At 48.5% G+C, this 17,373-nt stretch carries 16 protein-coding genes and 1 pseudogene; 3 read left to right on the top strand and 14 right to left on the bottom strand.

Going from position 1 to position 17,373, the window contains the following annotated elements; translation table 11 throughout:
* Positions 1 to 238: 238 nt before the first annotated feature.
* Positions 239 to 3,469 carry a chondroitinase-B domain-containing protein gene (locus tag H608_RS23300; protein ID WP_081658755.1) on the top strand — a complete coding sequence of 1,077 codons (3,231 nt, stop codon included), beginning with the start codon at positions 239 to 241 and terminating at the stop codon, positions 3,467 to 3,469.
* Between the two features lie 159 nt (positions 3,470 to 3,628).
* Here the strand turns inward: H608_RS23300 and H608_RS0101655 are convergent, their stop codons facing one another.
* The 6 genes from H608_RS0101655 to H608_RS0101630 all read right to left on the bottom strand — a co-directional run bounded on the left by H608_RS0101655 (position 3,629) and on the right by H608_RS0101630 (position 9,105).
* Positions 3,629 to 5,425: a PAS domain-containing sensor histidine kinase gene (locus H608_RS0101655; protein WP_028786145.1), complete on the bottom strand. Its 1,797-nt coding sequence runs from the start codon at positions 5,423 to 5,425 to the stop codon at positions 3,629 to 3,631.
* Between the two features lie 258 nt (positions 5,426 to 5,683).
* Positions 5,684 to 6,337: a response regulator transcription factor gene (locus tag H608_RS0101650; protein WP_028786144.1), complete on the bottom strand. Its 654-nt coding sequence runs from the start codon at positions 6,335 to 6,337 to the stop codon at positions 5,684 to 5,686.
* On the bottom strand, positions 6,334 to 7,029 hold the full coding sequence (locus H608_RS0101645; protein ID WP_162142832.1) for a sensor histidine kinase: 696 nt from the start codon (positions 7,027 to 7,029) through the stop codon (positions 6,334 to 6,336). Before H608_RS0101645 ends, H608_RS0101650 begins: the two co-directional genes overlap by 4 nt.
* Before the next feature lie 2 nt (positions 7,030 to 7,031).
* Positions 7,032 to 7,685, bottom strand: coding sequence for a hypothetical protein (locus tag H608_RS0101640; protein ID WP_028786142.1), 654 nt, complete (start codon positions 7,683 to 7,685; stop codon positions 7,032 to 7,034).
* 10 nt (positions 7,686 to 7,695) lie between these two features.
* A complete protein-coding gene (locus H608_RS0101635) occupies positions 7,696 to 8,037 on the bottom strand; it encodes a hypothetical protein (RefSeq protein ID WP_028786141.1) in 342 nt (113 codons plus the stop codon).
* Between the two features lie 594 nt (positions 8,038 to 8,631).
* Positions 8,632 to 9,105: a hypothetical protein gene (locus H608_RS0101630; protein ID WP_028786140.1), complete on the bottom strand. Its 474-nt coding sequence runs from the start codon at positions 9,103 to 9,105 to the stop codon at positions 8,632 to 8,634.
* 96 nt (positions 9,106 to 9,201) lie between these two features.
* On the opposite strand from H608_RS0101630, the gene H608_RS0101625 reads away from it, so the two are divergent.
* Positions 9,202 to 9,675, top strand: coding sequence for an LEA/WHy family protein (locus H608_RS0101625; RefSeq protein ID WP_028786139.1), 474 nt, complete (start codon positions 9,202 to 9,204; stop codon positions 9,673 to 9,675).
* Here H608_RS0101625 and H608_RS20870 read toward each other — a convergent pair whose 3' ends face one another.
* Both H608_RS20870 and pyrE read right to left on the bottom strand, forming a co-directional pair.
* The gene (locus H608_RS20870) at positions 9,676 to 10,083 is read right to left on the bottom strand and encodes a heavy-metal-associated domain-containing protein (RefSeq protein ID WP_071836901.1); all 408 of its coding nucleotides are present in this window, start codon (positions 10,081 to 10,083) and stop codon (positions 9,676 to 9,678) included. It abuts the gene before it with no gap.
* Positions 10,084 to 10,106: 23 nt separating this feature from the next.
* Positions 10,107 to 10,742: an orotate phosphoribosyltransferase gene (pyrE, locus tag H608_RS0101615; protein ID WP_028786138.1), complete on the bottom strand. Its 636-nt coding sequence runs from the start codon at positions 10,740 to 10,742 to the stop codon at positions 10,107 to 10,109.
* 57 nt (positions 10,743 to 10,799) lie between these two features.
* Here pyrE and H608_RS0101610 point away from each other — a divergent pair, with 57 nt between their 5' ends.
* Entirely contained in the window at positions 10,800 to 11,426 is a 627-nt protein-coding gene (locus H608_RS0101610) for an NUDIX hydrolase (protein WP_028786137.1), read from the top strand.
* A 5-nt stretch (positions 11,427 to 11,431) separates the two neighbouring features.
* On the opposite strand, the gene H608_RS0101605 is transcribed toward H608_RS0101610, so the two are convergent.
* The 6 genes and pseudogenes from H608_RS0101605 to H608_RS24595 form a co-directional block, all read right to left on the bottom strand.
* A complete protein-coding gene (locus H608_RS0101605) occupies positions 11,432 to 11,854 on the bottom strand; it encodes a hotdog fold thioesterase (protein ID WP_081658754.1) in 423 nt (140 codons plus the stop codon).
* 2 nt (positions 11,855 to 11,856) lie between these two features.
* Positions 11,857 to 12,333, bottom strand: coding sequence for a pantetheine-phosphate adenylyltransferase (coaD, locus tag H608_RS0101600; protein ID WP_038006782.1), 477 nt, complete (start codon positions 12,331 to 12,333; stop codon positions 11,857 to 11,859).
* 24 nt (positions 12,334 to 12,357) lie between these two features.
* A complete protein-coding gene (locus tag H608_RS0101595; protein ID WP_028786134.1) occupies positions 12,358 to 13,290 on the bottom strand; it encodes an aspartate carbamoyltransferase catalytic subunit in 933 nt (310 codons plus the stop codon).
* A 467-nt stretch (positions 13,291 to 13,757) separates the two neighbouring features.
* Entirely contained in the window at positions 13,758 to 16,103 is a 2,346-nt protein-coding gene (locus H608_RS0101590; RefSeq protein WP_028786133.1) for a GAF domain-containing protein, read from the bottom strand.
* Positions 16,104 to 16,155: 52 nt separating this feature from the next.
* Positions 16,156 to 16,947, bottom strand: a complete 792-nt coding sequence (locus tag H608_RS0101585) for a phosphatase PAP2 family protein (RefSeq protein WP_051267912.1) — start codon at positions 16,945 to 16,947, stop codon at positions 16,156 to 16,158.
* A 142-nt stretch (positions 16,948 to 17,089) separates the two neighbouring features.
* Positions 17,090 to 17,373 (bottom strand): annotated as a pseudogene (locus H608_RS24595) (IS4 family transposase); the annotation flags it as partial.

Below are 17,373 nucleotides of genomic sequence, written 5' to 3'. Positions count from 1 at the left end.
GCGTTTAAGTCGCTTTTTTGACTTTTGAATTTTGACTTTTGAATTATTTAACTGCCGCGAACGTTACCGGCATCGCTACCGGTAATCAATGTTGAAGAAAGCACAAACATTCCCCATTTTTTTTAAACGAAACAATCTTCGCATGCCAATAATTTCAATATCATCTAAGCAGGCGCCAACCCGAAGCAACCTGTTTTCAACGTAATGTTACATTCTAACCTGCTTAAATCTAATTGCCATGCTCCGATTGCTGTCTGTCCTTCTTTTGTCAACCCTGGTTGGCTGCTTCCCTGTTGCCGGTCAAACGGCTTTGCAAACTTCATTTGCATCCCCTTACACCGCAGGTTCCGTCAATGGTCAGCAAGGCTGGTCGCTGAGCGCCGGTAATGCCACCGTGTCCTCATCCGCCGCTCACGGCGGTACCCAGGGCTTACAGTTGTCTGCTTCCGGTACCGCACTGCTGCTTAATTATGTGGCTTATGCCGGGAACGTACCCGGTATAAGCGAGGAGGTTTACGCCGATATGTGGATCAATCCCGCCTCTTTTGCCACCAAAGGGATTGCTGTAAATGGCTACGACCTCTATGGCGGTAGCTCCAAGCGTATTTTTGTATTGGAGTTTGGTACCGATAATAAGATCAAAGCTTATAACGGTTCTTCTGCCGTCAACGTAGCCAACTGGGTAGCCGGCCAATGGGTACGCCTGTCCGTGAAAATGGATTTCGTGACGGAAAAATATAAAGTGGCCGTAAACGGAATTGTTTTCGCTACCGAAATGAGTTTCCGCGAAACCTACACCCCCACTGCCAGCGGCACGCGCCAGGCCGGCGTTAAAGAATTCCACTCGCTTCGTTTCAATCATACCAACGATACACAAACCGCCACATCCGACGCAAGTGTCGATGATATTTATATTGGCAAAACACCCATCGCCGATGTTTCATTCGGTGCTTCTTCCACCACACGAACGGTTACCGTTACACAACCGTTGTTTGGCACCATCACCCTGAACCCAGCCGGACCTGTATTCGAAATGGGCACCACCGTTACCGCTACCTTGTCGTTGCCCGCGGGCTATCGCAACAATGGCTGGACAGGCGGGCTCACCGGCACAGAACTCTCCAAAACGTTCACCATTGCCGGCAACATGAGCATCAGCGCAGACGTGGATATCGATCCTGCAAATCCGCCTGCGCTTTACCAGGTTACCTTGGCGCAACCAGCCAATGGCACCATCACCCTGTCGCCCACTTCTCCCGATGGCCGTTATTATGCCGAAACAAAAGTGACCGCCACCCTCAGCTACGAAGCCTGCTACCAGTTCGACGGCTGGACCGGCGCTTTATCGGGTACGCAACTCAGCAGAACGTTTACCGTAACCGGAGACGTAAACATCGGCGCAGCCATTTCCCCGAATACGACACCTTCGGTCAAACGCACAGTGAGTACCGTTACCGAATTCAAGAATGCATTGGCGGCCATGAACCCCGGTGATACCATTGAGGTAAATGACGGACAATACAACCTCAGCAGCACTACCGTCACGCGCTCCGGTTGTTCTGAGAAACCTATTATCATCCGCGCCAAAAACAAAGGCATGGCGGTACTTAATGGCGCCACTACGCTGGTTTTCCGCAATGTAAAATATACCACCTTCCAGGGCTTCGCTTTTGAAAGCGTAAACATCGGTACAGGCATTAAATTGGAAAACTGCAGCCGCTTCCGCATCACCCAGAATAGTTTCAAGATCATTGAAAGCAGTTCCTGCACCTGGGTATATGTAGGCGATACGTATGCAAGTCCCGAACCTTTGCGTTCCGGCTACAACAGAATCGACCATAACCTGTTTGACGGTAAAACACAAGCGGGCAACTTTATCCGCATGGATGGCAACATCAATCAGCAAACCCAATACGACACCATCGATCACAACCTTTTCCGCAACAACGGCCCGCGAGCCGCCAATGAAAAAGAAAGCATCCGTGTAGGCGTGAGTACACTGTCGAAGAGCAGTGGCTTTACCATCATCGAGTACAACCGCTTTGAAGATTGCGACGGTGATCCGGAGATCGTGTCCATCAAATCGTGCGACAACATTATCCGCTACAATACATTTGTCCGTTGCCTGGGCACACTCTGCCTGCGGCAGGGTTTCCGGAGTGTGGCCGAAGGCAATTTTTTCTTCGGAGAAAATAAAACCGCCGAATTCAACGGAGGCACAATTGGCTGCGGCGGCATCCGTGTATATGGGAAAGACCATCGCATTGTCAACAACTACTTTCATGGATTGACCGGACAAAAATGGGATGCGGCAATGACCATTACCAATGGCGATGTAACCAACAGTTCATCCAGTCTGGCAGAACATTACCTGCCGGAAAATCTCGTGGTGGCATTCAATACTTTTGTTCACAACCAGTCCAATGTCGAAATCGGTTTCGACAACAACGGTAACTATCCGTTGCGCCCGGTCAACTGTCAGTTTTTGCACAACATTGTTGTCGACAGCAGCCGCGCGATGGTGAAAGCCTATAGCACTGCATCGCTCAACGGCGTACAGTTTACGGGAAACATTTTTTATCCAACCCTGAATGCGAGTGTGGGTGTTACGCTGCCTGCTTCCGCCATTACAGTAGCAGATCCGAAACTCATGCAGCCTGCCTGTTCCGGTTCAGGATGTGCCAGCTCCCTTGCTTATAAAGTATGGCGTTTGGGTGAAGGAAGCCCGGCTATCGATGCGGCATCCACCGCTTATCCGGAGATCAATACGGATTTTGAAAAACAAAGCCGTACCGGTGTACGCGATATCGGTGCGGATGAATACAGTGGCAGTGCGCCGGTAACCGTTACACAGGGCGCGCTGGACAGCTGGCAGGTAGGTCCCGATGCGATTGAGTACAGTTATACTTATAATCCTTCGGTTACTTTACCTGCGCGAATTACTTCTTTTACAGCGCAGGCGGCGGGAACGCAGGCCGAACTGAATTGGGAGGTTGGCGAAGAAGATAACGTAGCGCGTTATGTGATAGAGTGGTCCGATGGCAGTGCGGCGTATACAACGGCAGGAATTGTTGCCGCAACCGGTAACGCACCCGTTGCTTATCGCTACACGCATCATTCACCGGTGGCTGGCCGTAATTACTATCGTCTCCGCATAGAAGACCGTGACGGGCGATTCAGTTATTCTGTGGTGCGTACCGTAGTGATTGAAAGAAAAGGTGCTTTGAAAATATTGTCCAATCCGGTACGCAATGGAAAACTGGTCCTGCAATTTACGGAGGCCGTTCCCGCGGGCAGCACGCTTCGTTTGATCAATCTGCACGGACAAACCGTGCGCCAGTTCGGCAACCTGCAGCAGGGACGCAATGAGTGGTCGCTCGATGGTTTGGCGGCAGGAATTTACCTGGCCGAATATGCGGAGAAAGGAAGGGTGGTGACGACGGAGAGGATTATCCTGATGGACAGGTAAAATTCAGAATCGTGAATGATGAATAGTGAATGAATGAGATAGTTTAGCTATTCTTTGCGTCTTAATTTCTTTGCGCCTTTGCGTGAACAAGCAGCATCGATGTCACGCAAAGGCGTATAAGGAGCAAAGGCACCAAAATACCTACTACCTGAAAATGCCTTACTCCGTTCCGCGGAGCGAAAAACAAATATGCAGCCGGCAACCGTTACCGGGACTGCTATTCAGCACTGTACGTCCGTTAAAAGTGAGGCTTCTGTTGATGATGTTGGTGAGACCTATCCCCTTTCTGCGGGCAGCGGTATCAAATCCTTTTCCGTCATCAGCGATCCGCAGATCGAGGCGGGAATCGCTTTGCAAAATGCGGATATATACATTGTCAGCTTCGGAATGTTTGATGATATTATTCACCTGCTCCTGCACGATGCGATAAAGGGAAATCTTTAAGGCATCACTGATGAATGCCTCATTTAATTGGTCGAGGCACAGATGTATGCGTTTACGCGAGAGCGGGATCAGCAAGGTTAATTCTTCAATAGAGTCTTTCAGGGAAACCTCCCCCAGCGATGGCGGCACCATGCTCCTCGAAATGCGGCGGATCTCTTCGATGCTGTCGTCGATAATGATGCGGCTTTTATTCAGGAGTTCCTCATTCACATGCGGAGCCGAACCATAAGCGGCCAGGTATAATTTAACGGTGGCCAGCATCTGGTTCACATTATCGTGCAGTTCCTTACCTACGATCTCACGGTCTTTCTCCTGCGTTTCGATCGTAGCACGGGTGATGGCCACCTGCCGTTCTACGCGCTCTTTCATTAAAGTATGTTGCAAACGCAAGGTGTTGGAAATATCGCTGGCAATCATCAGGTAGGCTTCCTTACCCTTATAAACGATCGGTTCCACCACCAATTCCACAAAAGCGACTTCACCGTTTTTCTTGATGTGCCGGCGGAGTTTATTGCGCAGCGGCTCGCTGCTTGCTTCCCGGACAACGCGCATCAGGTCGTCGCGGTTACCTTCGGTGCGGAGATCGAAGGCTGTCATCTGTAAAAATTCATCGCGTGAATAACCAAAACTTTTGACGGCTGTTTCGTTTACCTCAAGAAAAGAAAGGTCTTTCCGCGAGCAGACCCAGATCGGCGAAGGCATGGTATGGAAAAGTGACTGATAGAGCTGTTCGGAATTCTCGGCTGCTATCGCGTGGTTGATGCGGTCGGTAAAGTCGGTGAAATTAAGTACGATGGAATGAATGGCCGGATCGTGCAGCCAATTGGTGAGGCGGCAGAACATCCAGCGCCACTCGCCTGATTTGTGTTTCACGCGCGTGAGTCCTTCGAATGACTGGCCGTAGCTGCGTGCAATTTCCATTAATGATCCTCGCAAAGCCACCTGGTCGTCCGGATCGATCTCTTCCCATTTGAACGGGCCGAGCATTTCTTCCGGTGTGAGACCAAGAATGCGGTTTACCGACGGCGAAACATAGGTCAGTTCTTCGCGTTCGTTCATAAAGGCCATGCCTTCGAGACTGTTTTCTGTCAGCGCGCGGAAGCGTGTTTCCAGTACTTCCAGTTTTTTGCGGCTGCGTTCATCGTCGGACATTTCGCGGGCTGAGCAGACCAGGCAGATAAAGGAATCGTTGTAAAAAAAAGGTTTGATGTTGATTTCGGCGATAGCGGATTGACCGGCGAAATGGTAGTGGCGGGTGATCTGTTGGGGTATGCCGTCGAGGGCGAGTTGGTAGAGGCGGTGCCAATCTTGCGCCCCTTGCGGGTCGAAGAGCGCGTACTTTTCGAGTAGTTTATCGCCGGTTTCGAAGCTCGTCCCGTATACACGGTCGATCATCTCGCGGGTTTTGCCACTCATGTACAGGAGCTCAAGATCCTTGCCCATACACCATATGTAGCCGTCCATGCAGTTGGTAACAGCCTGCAGAATAGCAGCGTGATCGTTCAGAGCCATGACTAAAAATAAATGTTTTGGTATGCGAACAATGCCGAGTCGAGACGATACACAATGGCCACGATCCAAAATAGTTCTTTTTTTAGTCAAAAGAAATTTTAAGCGTTTTTTTTTAATGCGGGGAAAAGAGGACGGAGTAATATTACAAGTAATCAGTTTTGAGTGTGGGTATTAATCATCTGGTTCAAGGTAAAAGGTATAAGATTTGGGTAGTCAGGCCTCGCTGCTGTTTTTGAATTTTGACTTTTGAATTTTGAATTATAACTTAAAGAGTCCGTTCCTGATCGCATACACCACAATTCCGACCATGTTTTGCGCGCCTGTTTTTTCCATGATGCGTTCGCGGTATTTCTCCACTGTGCGGTGTGCGAGATGTGTAACGGATGCGATTTCTTTGCTCGCGTATTCGCGGCAGATGAGTTGGATGATTTCGAGTTCTTTTTTGCTGAACCGTGCAAGATCTTCGGTCTGGCGCGACAATTTCTTGCTGGCGGCCAGCATGCGGGAAAGATTATGGCTGGTATAATCGCAATAATATACGCGGCCTTCCATCACCTGATTGATGGCTGTATATAATTCTGCTTTGCCGGCCTTTTTAACGAGATAGCCGTTTGCGCCGGCTTCCATCATATCCACGATCAGTTGTTCTTCTTCGAACATAGTGAGTGCGATGATCTTGACCTTATCGTCCTGTGCGCGGATCTGGCGTGTGGCTTCGATGCCATCCATGTCCGGCATTTGTACATCGGTAATGATCACATCGGCCTGATGAATGGCGGCCATTTCGAGCAGTTCACGGCCATCGGCCGCTTCCGCCACCACGTTGTAACGCCGGTTTTTGCGCAGCAATAATTGCAGTCCTTCGCGAAACAGTTCATAATCGTCGGCGATAATGATACGGAGTGGTTTCATGGGTTAGTCAGTGGGATTTCGAAGAAATAATCGGTGCCTTTATCGCTGGCGAAATGCATACGGCCACCCATCATTTCCACGCGGTTAGTGAGACTGGTAAGGCCGAGTCCGCCGGCTTTGCGGGCATTGTTCCAGGTGCCGTCGTCGCTGCAGGAAACGAACAGTTTGTTACCTTTTTGCTTTAGCAGTACCTCCACTCTTTTGGCGTTGGCATGTTTGACGGCATTGAGTACGAGTTCCTGGATCATGCGCAGTAACTGCAGGCTGATATGTGCCGGCAGATCGTCGCGTACCTCGTAGCGGTAGGTAAAATCGATGGGAGTAACCAATTGGTATTGGGCAAAAAAATGGCTGAGGGCTGCATTGAGTCCTCGTCGGAGTAGTGTGCCGGGGAGCAGGTTGCGGGCAATGCCACTGAGTCTGTCCTGTAATTCGTCAATATTGCGGGCGGCGAGCCTGAGCAGTACGGGCGCTTCTTCCTCATCATCCAGTGCTTCTTTCACTTGGATGCCTGTAAGCGATAGCAACGGGCCGAGTTCATCGTGCAGATCCTGCGCGATTCGGGTGCGTTCTTTTTCGAGCAATTCTATTTCGGTCAGGAAGAGTTTTCGTTGTACATGATGATTTTTACGTTTATTCCGTAAGACGGCAATATTGACAAGAAGGAATAACAAGGCTAAAATCCCGCTCAAGATCAGCACCGCATGATATAACGTCGTTTCAAAGGCATCCATAGTGTAGCCAGCGCAAAAATGATGTTGGTGAACAGATTGATATACGACATGAGGTAGTATATCCGCAACTGAAACACCCGGCTCTTATTCAATCCGTACAACCAGAAGGCCTCCAGCAGAATGGCATAGAGGAAATAAAGCACCAGTCCCATGCAGATCAGGAAGGTGGCATCGGTAAACAACGACCTGGTGACGCTGAACAGCAGGCGGTTGATCATCATAATGCTCATGACGACGATGGCAAAGGAGTAAAGTATCTGGAAATAAGAGTTGAAAAGATGGGATTCAGTGGCCAGCGCGTATTCGGCGGCCCATACCAGTACGTAGGTCGACTGCAACAAAAAATAAAGCCAGTTCCGTCCGTTGAACAATTTCCACCGGTGAAACTGCCAGGTGATCAATATCGGTTCTGCAAGAGAATAGATATTGTAGTTGACGGAATTGTTTTGTCCACGGAGCATCACAAACAAACCGGTCAGTTCATTGAGCAGACCGGTTGTAAGCAATAGCAGGAAAGGTAGAAAGGCCGGATCCGTTTTACGAAACCGGACCCAGCCAATAACTACTCCTATCGCTATGGACAGGCTGAACAGTGTATGTTGCACAAAGCTCATCCGTTCTTTTTTACGAATTGAGTGGTGACGACGGCGGACACATTGGCGGACAGCGCATACCTTTTTCAATGATAACTGCTTCAACGCCGATGCCCGGCAGCATGTCTTCGTCTTCGGCGTTAACGCCTACGATGATGGCATGCACTTTCAGGTCTTCTTCCATACCGTAGTAGATACGGATTTTCTGGCATCCTTCCTGTTCCAGGACCGTGTCGAAAGCTTCGCGGTCAAACGTTTCGCAGACAGGTAGAATCTCCTGACCCTGGTAATCTTCTCCGAGGATGGAATTGCGATTGTCGCGGTAGCGGCTGGTCATGTCTTCAGCCTCGGACAAAGTAATAAAATGACTCATTGGATAATGTTTTTGTGAGCCACTAAATTCGCTTTGCAGGCTACGGAGAAAAACCGGGCCTCTACGTCCGCGCTTCTACGTACAAAAAAATCGCGTTAACACTACAATACTATAAAGGAACATAATTCTGCTGAACTGAAGAAGGGAAATTGCTCAGCGAAAGAGGGGAAAATAAATGTAGGAAGAAAATCAAATTGCTGTAAGCATAGCTATACATTTATGAAAAATATAAAACAGCATCGGCATTGAATACCGACATACAGGAACCTACTTTAATATCATAGACATTTCCCACCTTTTGATTCCAGCTTTCCGATACCGGAAAGCCTTAAATTCCAATCGGCACATTTTTATTGACGTCAGTGCCAGCACCTTTTGGCCTCGTCACGCCTCTGAAAATAACTGACCCGCAAACAAGCCGATAGCCCGTATGATCAATAAGTCGCTTTATTCTTTTATTCTTTCGAAGTAGTCAGGGTGTCTTGACATTTTATTTCCGGCAATTAAAGGGGAAAACACAAACATCAGTGCTCTCCTTGTTTAACAAAAACAAATAGCAACAAGGAAATTAAACAGTATTATCATTCATTCTTTTCAATCCAGCAACCACAACATTTTCATCACTTCCGCCTTGCTCAAAAATTTATCTTTCTCCGACTTCGCCAGCTCCGGCACAAACCACCCTTCATTGTCCGTCAGACATTCTCCCAGGTGCACACCGGCAGCCACTTCCTCTCCTACCGACGGACATACCGTAGCCAGATTCGAATACACATAGTACTCGTCTTTTATTGTACGCAGCACTACCGACAAAGTGCCCTCCACGGCAAAAATCCTTACCACCGTTGCATCCTGCATGTTGTAGATATTTCCTTTTCTTGAACGGATCTCCACCAGGTTATCGCTGCCTTCCAATACACCCATTCCGGGTGCCGGCAGAAATATCATACCATCCGGCAGCGGACCTTTCGCTACATGCATTGTATCCCACGCAGGTTCCTGCGCTTTGACCGCCGTCGCAAAAAGGAAACAACCAACAACCAGCAGCCTGACTATTTTTTTCATCATTGTTTATTCATTTTTTTTTATAACGTCCGCCTGCAACCATTAGTATTTAACATATTTACGGCACATCATTTTAAACACCTGTATTATCTTACAGCAATGAAAGCTATACTCGTCGTTCTCACCCTGTCTCTTTTATTTTTCACCGCCTGTACTACGCTCAAAGCGCCCACTTTCCGCGGTGTCGGCAATATCAATGTGGCAAAAGCAGGTTTTAAGTCCACTACGCTGAACCTCGATCTTTTTTTCAGCAATCCTAACAACGTTAATGCAAAACTCACCGGCGGCAGCGGCCAGATCTGGCTCGACCAGACCTTGCTCGGTGATTTTTTCCTCGATACAACCGTCAGCGTTGCCAAACGAGCCGATTTTACGGTTCCGGTAAAATTAAATGTTGATATGAAAAAGATACTGCAAAATTCATTGCAGGTTTTATTCAGCGACAGCCTTCCGATCCGGCTCACAGGTGAAGCACGGGTAAACAAAGGTGCCATCAACAAAAAAATTCCCCTGAGTTACCAGGGGAAAATAAGTTTGGATCAACTGACCAGTGATACGCTGCGCATAAAATAATCAGGAAGCAGGTTCTGCTTCCGGCTCGGGTTCTTCTGTCGCAGGTTTCTTTTTCGGAACAGGATGCCCGCCTCCATCTTCTGCTTTCTTACAAGTTTTTGGTAAACGTTTATATGCATCCGGGTTTGCCGATACATCATCCGCATCATAACCCATATTCGCTATGCCGGTTTTGAGTTGTTCGATATCGGTGCGGTCAGTCAGGTACTTCACGGTCGTTTCACCACGTTTGTAATTCACTTTCACCGACAGTACACCATCATAACGTGCGAGGGTTGTTTCGATACGCTTCTGGCATTCCCAACACAACGCATTCGGCGTTTTGATCTTGGCCGTCATCTGTGCTTTGGTCTGCGCCTGTGCCGTAAACACTACCACAGCCAGCAATAAGGTCAACAGGTATTTCATGTGCGTTATTTATGTACGTGAAATTACAAAACTCCGGTCCATGCAGACGGATTCTCACGCCATTTTAACAAAAGCTCCTGATCTTCCGCCGGTACGACCTGCTTTTCAGCCGCCAGTTCGATCAGGGTCGGATAATCGGTCAGTGAATAATACGCCAGCCCCGCTTTTTCAAATGCTTCAGCCGATACCGGAAACTGGTAGGTAAAAATCGACACCATGCCGATCACGTCCAGCCCCGCTTCGCGCAGCACATCCACTACCTGCAGACTGCTTTTACCCGTCGATACGAGGTCTTCGATCACGACCGTCTTTTGTCCCTTTTCAAAATATCCTTCGATCTGGTTGCCCAGACCATGTTCTTTTGGTTTCGGGCGCACATATATATACGGCAGTTTCAGTTGATCCGCCGCCATGGCGCCCCAGGCAATGCCCGCCGTAGCTACGCCTGCCAGCAGGTCCGCTTCGGGAAATTTTTCAAACACCACATTACACATTTCCGATTTGATGTAATCGCGGATATAGGGAAAAGACAGCACCCGGCGATTGTCACAATAGATCGGGCTCTTCCAGCCGCTGGCCCAGGTAAAAGGCTCCCGCGGACTCAGCTTTACGGCCTGTGCCTGCAGCAATTTATCGGCAACAACTTTTGCATCATTCATGCGGCGAAGGTAGCCAGAAATCCGGTACGATAGCCAGGAGCTACGTATCTTGCAGCCATGTACATCAAAATCTACTTCGGCAACAATCCCCTGTTTCTCTGCGATGCCATCGAGCCCGTTATCGAACCGTTTCTGCATCACGACGATGCGGTTTTTATCGATGAGCTCGATCCGCATACCGTGAAAAGCATGATCCATGAAATGCAGAAACCTTCCGTGCACGCGGGCGTTTTTCTGCACCCCGATCTGGGAGAGCTGAAGCATGCCTTCTTCAAAAAATTCACGCAGGTACAGGCAGCCGGAGGGTTGGTGGAAAATGAAAACGGCGATTGCCTTCTCATCTTCCGCCGTGGCAAGTGGGACCTGCCCAAAGGCAAACTCGATGAAGGAGAATCACTGGAAGAATGCGCCGTGCGCGAAGTAAGCGAAGAAACCGGCCTGCAACAGGTACAACTGACCGCGCCCCTGCTGATCACCTACCATACCTACCACGAAGGCACACATTTTATATTGAAGGATTCACATTGGTACCTGATGAAAGCCGAAGGCAAACAGGAACTGGTACCACAAACGGAAGAAGACATTCAGGAACTGCGCTGGACCGCACCCGCGGATCTCGCTGCTTACCGTGCGGAAACTTTTCCCTCCGTCCGCGATGTACTCGATGCCCGTTATAAAAAATAGGAAATTCAGCGGCGGCGGACGGCCACCGTCAGCCGGCTTACGCAAACAAGTTCACCCGCTTCATTCGTGATACGGATATCCCATACATGGGTGGTGCCGCCAAGATGAAGCGGCCGCGCTGTACCGGTTACATAGCCATCCCGCGCGCTGCGAAGATGATTGGCATTGATCTCCATGCCTACACAGTAAAATTTTTCATGATCCACAATCATGGCAGAAGCCACACTACCGATCGTTTCCGCCAGTACGCAGGAAGCACCGCCGTGCAATAAACCATAAGGCTGACGGGTGCGGTCGTCCACCGGCATACGCGCCTGCAAATAATCGGCTCCTACTTCCGTCCACTCGATACCGAGATGTTCGCCCATGGTATGTTGCCCGAGCGGACTCAGCTTAGCCGTAGTCAGTTCTTTATCGAACCAGATCATAGTTATGATTTATGGGGAAGACTTTGAAATACCACATCCGGCAAAAATGGACTGGCGTTACCGCCATTGCGGATGATATCACGCACAATGGTCGATGCCACTGAAGTATACTTCGGTTCGCCGGTGAGGAAGATGGTCTCGATTGAATTATCGAGCGTGCGGTTGGCATCGGCGATCGTCTTTTCATACTCAAAATCGCTGACGTACCGGATACCGCGGAGGATAAAATGCGCACCGATCTGTTTGCAATAGTCAATGGTCAGCCCTTCGTAGGCGGCTGCTTCCACTTTCGTATTGCCGCGGTAAATATCGCGGATCCATTCAATCCGCTGATCGGCCGAAAACATCGGTGACTTCGCTGAATTCAGACCAACGCCCACTACTATTTTATCGAACAGCGGAATAGCCCGGTTGATAATATCGACATGGCCCAGGGTGATGGGATCGAACGTACCGGGAAACAGACAGATTCGTTGCATAATGCGAACATAAGAAGTTTTGGCTTAGGCCGTAGGATTTTGCGAACTCAGCAGGTATAAGACCGCCATCCGCACTGCTACACCGTTTTCTACCTGCTGCAGGATGATAGACTGACCGCTGTCGGCCACATCGCTGTCGAGCTCCACGCCGCGATTGATCGGGCCGGGGTGCATGATCACGATATCTTTCTTTATTTCTTCCAGCATGCGGCGGCTGATACCGTAAGCCAGGTTGTATTCGCGAAGCGAAGAGAACAATACCTGGTTCTGCCGCTCGAGCTGGATACGCAATACGTTGGCCACATCGCACCATTCGAGTGTTTCGCGCAGATTGTAGCTCACTTCCACGCCCAGTGACTCGCGGATATAACGCGGGATCAGGGTGGGTGGCCCGCAAACCGTCACTTTTGCCCCCATTTTGGTTAGCAGGTAAATATTGCTCAGCGCTACGCGGCTGTGCAGGATATCGCCGATAATAGCCACTTTCACGCCTTCCAGTCCGCCCATTTTCTCACTGATCGACAGCGCATCGAGCAAGGCCTGGGTAGGATGTTCGTTGATCCCGTCGCCGGCATTCACGATGGCCGCGGGAATATGTTTGGCTAAAAAATGCGGGGCACCGCTGGCACTGTGACGCATCACCACCATATCCACTTTCATCGACAGGATGTTGTTGACCGTATCCAGCAGGGTTTCGCCTTTTGAAACGGAGGACCCCGATGCCGTGAAATTGATGGTATCGGCGGAAAGTCTTTTTTCAGCCAATTCAAAGGAAATGCGGGTGCGGGTAGAATTCTCGTAAAAAAGATTGACAATGGTCACATCCCGGAGGGACGGTACTTTTTTAACGGGACGTTGCAGTACTTCTTTGAAATGCCGGGCCGTATTCAGATAAAGGGCAATATCATCTCTGGTCAAATCCCGGATTCCCAAAAGATGTTTTGTAGAAAGGCTCATTAAAAAGCAAAGATAAAGGCTTCAGACATTTGAAAATTTGAAAATTTTCAAATCGTGAATAAGTCAATAAGTGAATGGGTAAATGGATTCGCAATGCTCCAAAAGTCATTTATGCTTTGGAGAAGCTCCGGATACTCCTTTAAACCTTCCAACTGGCTAAAAAATACCACTTTCATGGTATTGCAGGTTTCCCCGCATCGGCGTAATCTTGCATTGGTTTTTCATAGGATATTGGATTAAAAAACGGGGGTGCATGTCTATGCCGCCCCTTTTTATTTTCCCCTTCGGGAGTTTCAGGAGCGTTGAGCAGTTGACCTGCTAAAGCGGCACCCGACTGGTGGTTCGTGAATACACGAACCACGGTATCCCATTCACGATTCACCATTCACCATTGACGATTCACGATTCACGATTGACCATTGACCTATTCACCATTCACCATTGACGATTGACGATTCACGATTCCCCTATTCACTAATTGCCAGATTCACCCCCACCCTGAGCGCCTTCAACCCCGACACGCCCTGCAACTCTTCCAGTTCCAGGTATTCCAGGTCATTCAGCAACATGCCCTCGCCCTGCAGGTAACGAATATAGCCGATATACTCGTCAGCTTCCTTCTGATTAAAGTATACCAATGCAATTTTATTGGGCTGTGTCAACCGCTCGCGGCTATCGCGAATGCGTACCTTATCGATTCTCTTCTTAATAATATGATACCGGATATTGTACGCACCTTCCACATCAAAACGTTTCTCATCCCGGCGGAACCGGATATCGATCGGATGGGAATGAATAAAAATGAGCTGTGTGGTTTCCACCGGCGTGGATAATTGCGGCAGCAGCGCATGCGAGTACCGCGCAATCGCCGCCATCGAACTCAATTGCAATAACCGCAGATTCTTCAAGTAGATATCACTGTACGGCTTGTCCGGCGTTATGGATTGCCCTATATAAATATCATATTCCACACCATCGGTCCGGAATTTTTCAAAATAACTTGGATAAGCCCGCTGGATTTCATCTTTCAGCAGATCGAAATAGTTATTAACGGCAGAGATTACCGTGGTCATCGATGACTCCAACTGACGACGATGCACAAATGCACCACCCGTGTTTTCGTCAATGGCCGCAAAATACTCCTGCGCAATGGCTCGATAGGAAGGATGGCTGTCGGTAAATTGTACGAGAAAGGGCGTCATCTCGTTTTCCAGGAAATCATTCAACCGTATTTCATGATTGAATCCATGACCTGCATCGATACGTTGCTGCCATTGCTGCACCTGGAATATTTTTTCATCCAGCAATCCAAAGCCAGACGCTTCTTTCAGCCGCAGCAACACCTGCAACAGTTCGCTGAATTGTATTTTCAGGTCTTCCTGTAAAGCTTTATTCCGCTCTACTGTTGAGTTGCGGATGTCCACCGCGCCATAAAGCGGGTATACCTGTGGAAATAATATTTCTTCCGGCTCAAGGCGGCCCGGCTTCGTTTTCTTTTTTCGCAGATATTGCCAGGCAACTTCGTTGAATTTCCATTGCACCGATGGCTGCAAGGTGGTGAATTTCTCTTTGATCACCGATTCGATCTGCTCCTCAAATTCAGATACGGCATGCACCATCAGTTGCGACAACATATTGATCGCCGGTTCAATCAATGCAAAGAGTCCTTCATTCAACAAGCCTTTTTCGCGGCTGTATACTTCGAGTGCGCCAAGCAATTTGTTGTTGGCATATACGGGAAACAGCGCGTAGGCCTTGATGCCGGATTTATGTAAAAAGCGGCCCGCATCTTTCTGCAGGCTTGCTTCGCTTTCGAGGTCGCCGAAATAAACGATCTTCGGATCGCTGACAAATTTTTCAATCATCGATATACAAGCCTCTCCCGAGAAACCCATTTTCCTGCCACAGTCGAACAGGATACTTTTTCCTAGTGTTTCTTCATCATCCACCAATTTGCCATTCACGCGCAGCAATGGCAGAATGTTAAACTCAATTTCTTTTCTTCCTGCCAGTTCCTTCAGTGCTTTTACGACCAGCGGGAAAGCTTCTTCGGCACTGTCGGAAGAATGCTCACGAATGGTCTGCAACGCATATTCAGCCGTCACATCCGTAATGGTAATAATAGAAAAACCCGACAGCACAAATAATTGCGGTGGCAATAAACGGTACAATACATCCAGCGCATCTTCTTCAAAGGAGTAAGAACGGATCACTTCTGTATCGATAACCGGCAGCTCCCCAATCGGATGCACATCGATGAAACGCGTATCCAGGTTTACACGGAAGTGTTTGGTCAATCCGGAAGATGTTTCGGAAATACTTTTCACCATATCCGCTTTTCTGCGGAAACGGATGCCATATAGTTTCTCCAGGATAAACGAGTAGAACCATTCGAGTTTCTGCCGCTCGGCTTCGGCCAGCGATTCGGTGGGAAGCGAACAGTCGAGCGCCTGGAGGTTGGCTTCTGACAGCAGGTTGTAAAACAGGTCGGAACCATAAAAAACAATAGGCGACATGGGCACACTCATTCCCCAATAAACTTTCTTCTCATCATCCACGAGGGTCGATAACCCGACATACAAAAGATCGAACAACGATTTATAGCGCGTAAGATCTTCGAGTGGCACGTTGCCTTCCAGTTCGGGATAGGGAGCAAATTCCTTCAGCACATGCCGAAAAAAACCAGACTTGATACTGGTCTCGTCCTGCAGGCGCAGCCGCACATTGTCCAGGAACGGCTTAAAGGAAAGGTGCGACTCACATTTCGTCTCCGCGTCGGGAGACTGCATCATATTCAGTAGTTTCTGCTGCATGTATTAGCGTGTAACATTGTATTCGATAGCGAATGATTTTGATCAATAACAATCAGGGAAGCAGGATTGTTTTCTTTTTTTCTTTATGATAACGATAAACAGCCCTGGTAACGTAATGCCCGAGCATAGAACCCAGGAATATATCGCTGGACCAGTGACGGTTATGATATACTCTTGATAATGCCGTTAACGAAGCTACCGAATAAGCCGCCCACGGCACCCAGCGGTGTTCATGAAATTCGGTGGCCAGCACCGTAGCCACGGTAAAGATCGTGTTGCTATGGCCCGATGGTGATGAAGTGTACCGTTTACCGGCAAATGGTATACGGTAATCAAACGGTGAAGACGCCTCATCCGGCCGCCGGCGCCGGATCATTTTTTTTGCGGCCGTATAGATGACCGTTGATATGGCCAGCGATTGCGCTCCCCGCAAACCCATCGACGCCACTTTGGGTTGATGCAATAATTCGCCCGCAACATACATAGTGGGAAAAATATATAACCCGTAAAAATTTCCGAGAGGTTCCACCGTATTGGCCACACTTGTTGCAAAAGGTGCATGCATTTTTTTGGCCCGGTGACGTATCTCCCAGTCCATTGTCATCAGCCCGCCTGTTGCTCCGATGATCACACCAAATCTAGTCCAGTCCTTCCCTTTCCATTTCAACGGCCGGCCCGCTGCATATTTCAAAGCGCCCCAACTTTCTTTTACGTAAGCGAGATTGAGTTTGTAAGCAGGTAATGTGAAGGAATCTTCTGCGACATGCATAGTGTCTTCTGCCGGTTGTGCATTTACACGTTGGCAGAAAAAAATAAACAGCAGTACATAAGCAGTTTTTTTCATAATCGTGAATGGTGAATCGTGAAGCCTCGGGAGTCAATCGTGAATGAGCAACCATCAATGCATCGGCCCACGCTACTTATTCTTCAAAGCCCCAGCGCGCCACTGTTTTACTTATAACTTAATACTTATCACTAGTGTCCGGTTAAATTAGGTTGATTTTCAATTGAATATTGTTTAGTTCTTTGATATCTTGGTTTTCGGTGTTGTCAAAAAGGTCTCTGATCGGCGTTTTGTCGACAAGCGACATACCTATTATTTGAATGATTTCATAAATGGACTGCGTTAGTTTTAGTTTGCTTTTTAAGATAATGACAAGTACGTAGGTTATTATAGCAATATAGATTTGCGTCTTAACTGCATTGATTGACCGGCCCCAGAAGGTTTTTATTTTTAAGTGTTGTTTTATCCATTTAAAAAGTAGTTCGA

The sequence above is a fragment of the Terrimonas ferruginea DSM 30193 genome, from assembly GCF_000425585.1.
Lineage (GTDB): Bacteria > Bacteroidota > Bacteroidia > Chitinophagales > Chitinophagaceae > Terrimonas > Terrimonas ferruginea.
Note: the sequence above shows the minus strand (reverse complement) of the source record. Positions and strands in the feature narration are given on the sequence as shown.

What these genes read in the sequence shown, in the direction of transcription:
- H608_RS23300 (WP_081658755.1), top strand. Translation starts at nt 239, where the DNA reads ATGCTCCGATTGCTGTCTGTCCTTCTTTTGTCAACCCTGGTTGGCTGC.
- H608_RS0101655 (WP_028786145.1), bottom strand. Translation starts at nt 5,425, where the DNA reads ATGGCTCTGAACGATCACGCTGCTATTCTGCAGGCTGTTACCAACTGC.
- H608_RS0101650 (WP_028786144.1), bottom strand. Translation starts at nt 6,337, where the DNA reads ATGAAACCACTCCGTATCATTATCGCCGACGATTATGAACTGTTTCGC.
- H608_RS0101640 (WP_028786142.1), bottom strand. Translation starts at nt 7,685, where the DNA reads ATGAGCTTTGTGCAACATACACTGTTCAGCCTGTCCATAGCGATAGGA.
- H608_RS0101635 (WP_028786141.1), bottom strand. Translation starts at nt 8,037, where the DNA reads ATGAGTCATTTTATTACTTTGTCCGAGGCTGAAGACATGACCAGCCGC.
- H608_RS0101630 (WP_028786140.1), bottom strand. Translation starts at nt 9,105, where the DNA reads ATGATGAAAAAAATAGTCAGGCTGCTGGTTGTTGGTTGTTTCCTTTTT.
- H608_RS0101625 (WP_028786139.1), top strand. Translation starts at nt 9,202, where the DNA reads ATGAAAGCTATACTCGTCGTTCTCACCCTGTCTCTTTTATTTTTCACC.
- H608_RS20870 (WP_071836901.1), bottom strand. Translation starts at nt 10,083, where the DNA reads ATGAAATACCTGTTGACCTTATTGCTGGCTGTGGTAGTGTTTACGGCA.
- pyrE (WP_028786138.1), bottom strand. Translation starts at nt 10,742, where the DNA reads ATGAATGATGCAAAAGTTGTTGCCGATAAATTGCTGCAGGCACAGGCC.
- H608_RS0101610 (WP_028786137.1), top strand. Translation starts at nt 10,800, where the DNA reads ATGTACATCAAAATCTACTTCGGCAACAATCCCCTGTTTCTCTGCGAT.
- H608_RS0101605 (WP_081658754.1), bottom strand. Translation starts at nt 11,854, where the DNA reads ATGATCTGGTTCGATAAAGAACTGACTACGGCTAAGCTGAGTCCGCTC.
- coaD (WP_038006782.1), bottom strand. Translation starts at nt 12,333, where the DNA reads ATGCAACGAATCTGTCTGTTTCCCGGTACGTTCGATCCCATCACCCTG.
- H608_RS0101595 (WP_028786134.1), bottom strand. Translation starts at nt 13,290, where the DNA reads ATGAGCCTTTCTACAAAACATCTTTTGGGAATCCGGGATTTGACCAGA.
- H608_RS0101590 (WP_028786133.1), bottom strand. Translation starts at nt 16,103, where the DNA reads ATGCAGCAGAAACTACTGAATATGATGCAGTCTCCCGACGCGGAGACG.
- H608_RS0101585 (WP_051267912.1), bottom strand. Translation starts at nt 16,947, where the DNA reads ATGAAAAAAACTGCTTATGTACTGCTGTTTATTTTTTTCTGCCAACGT.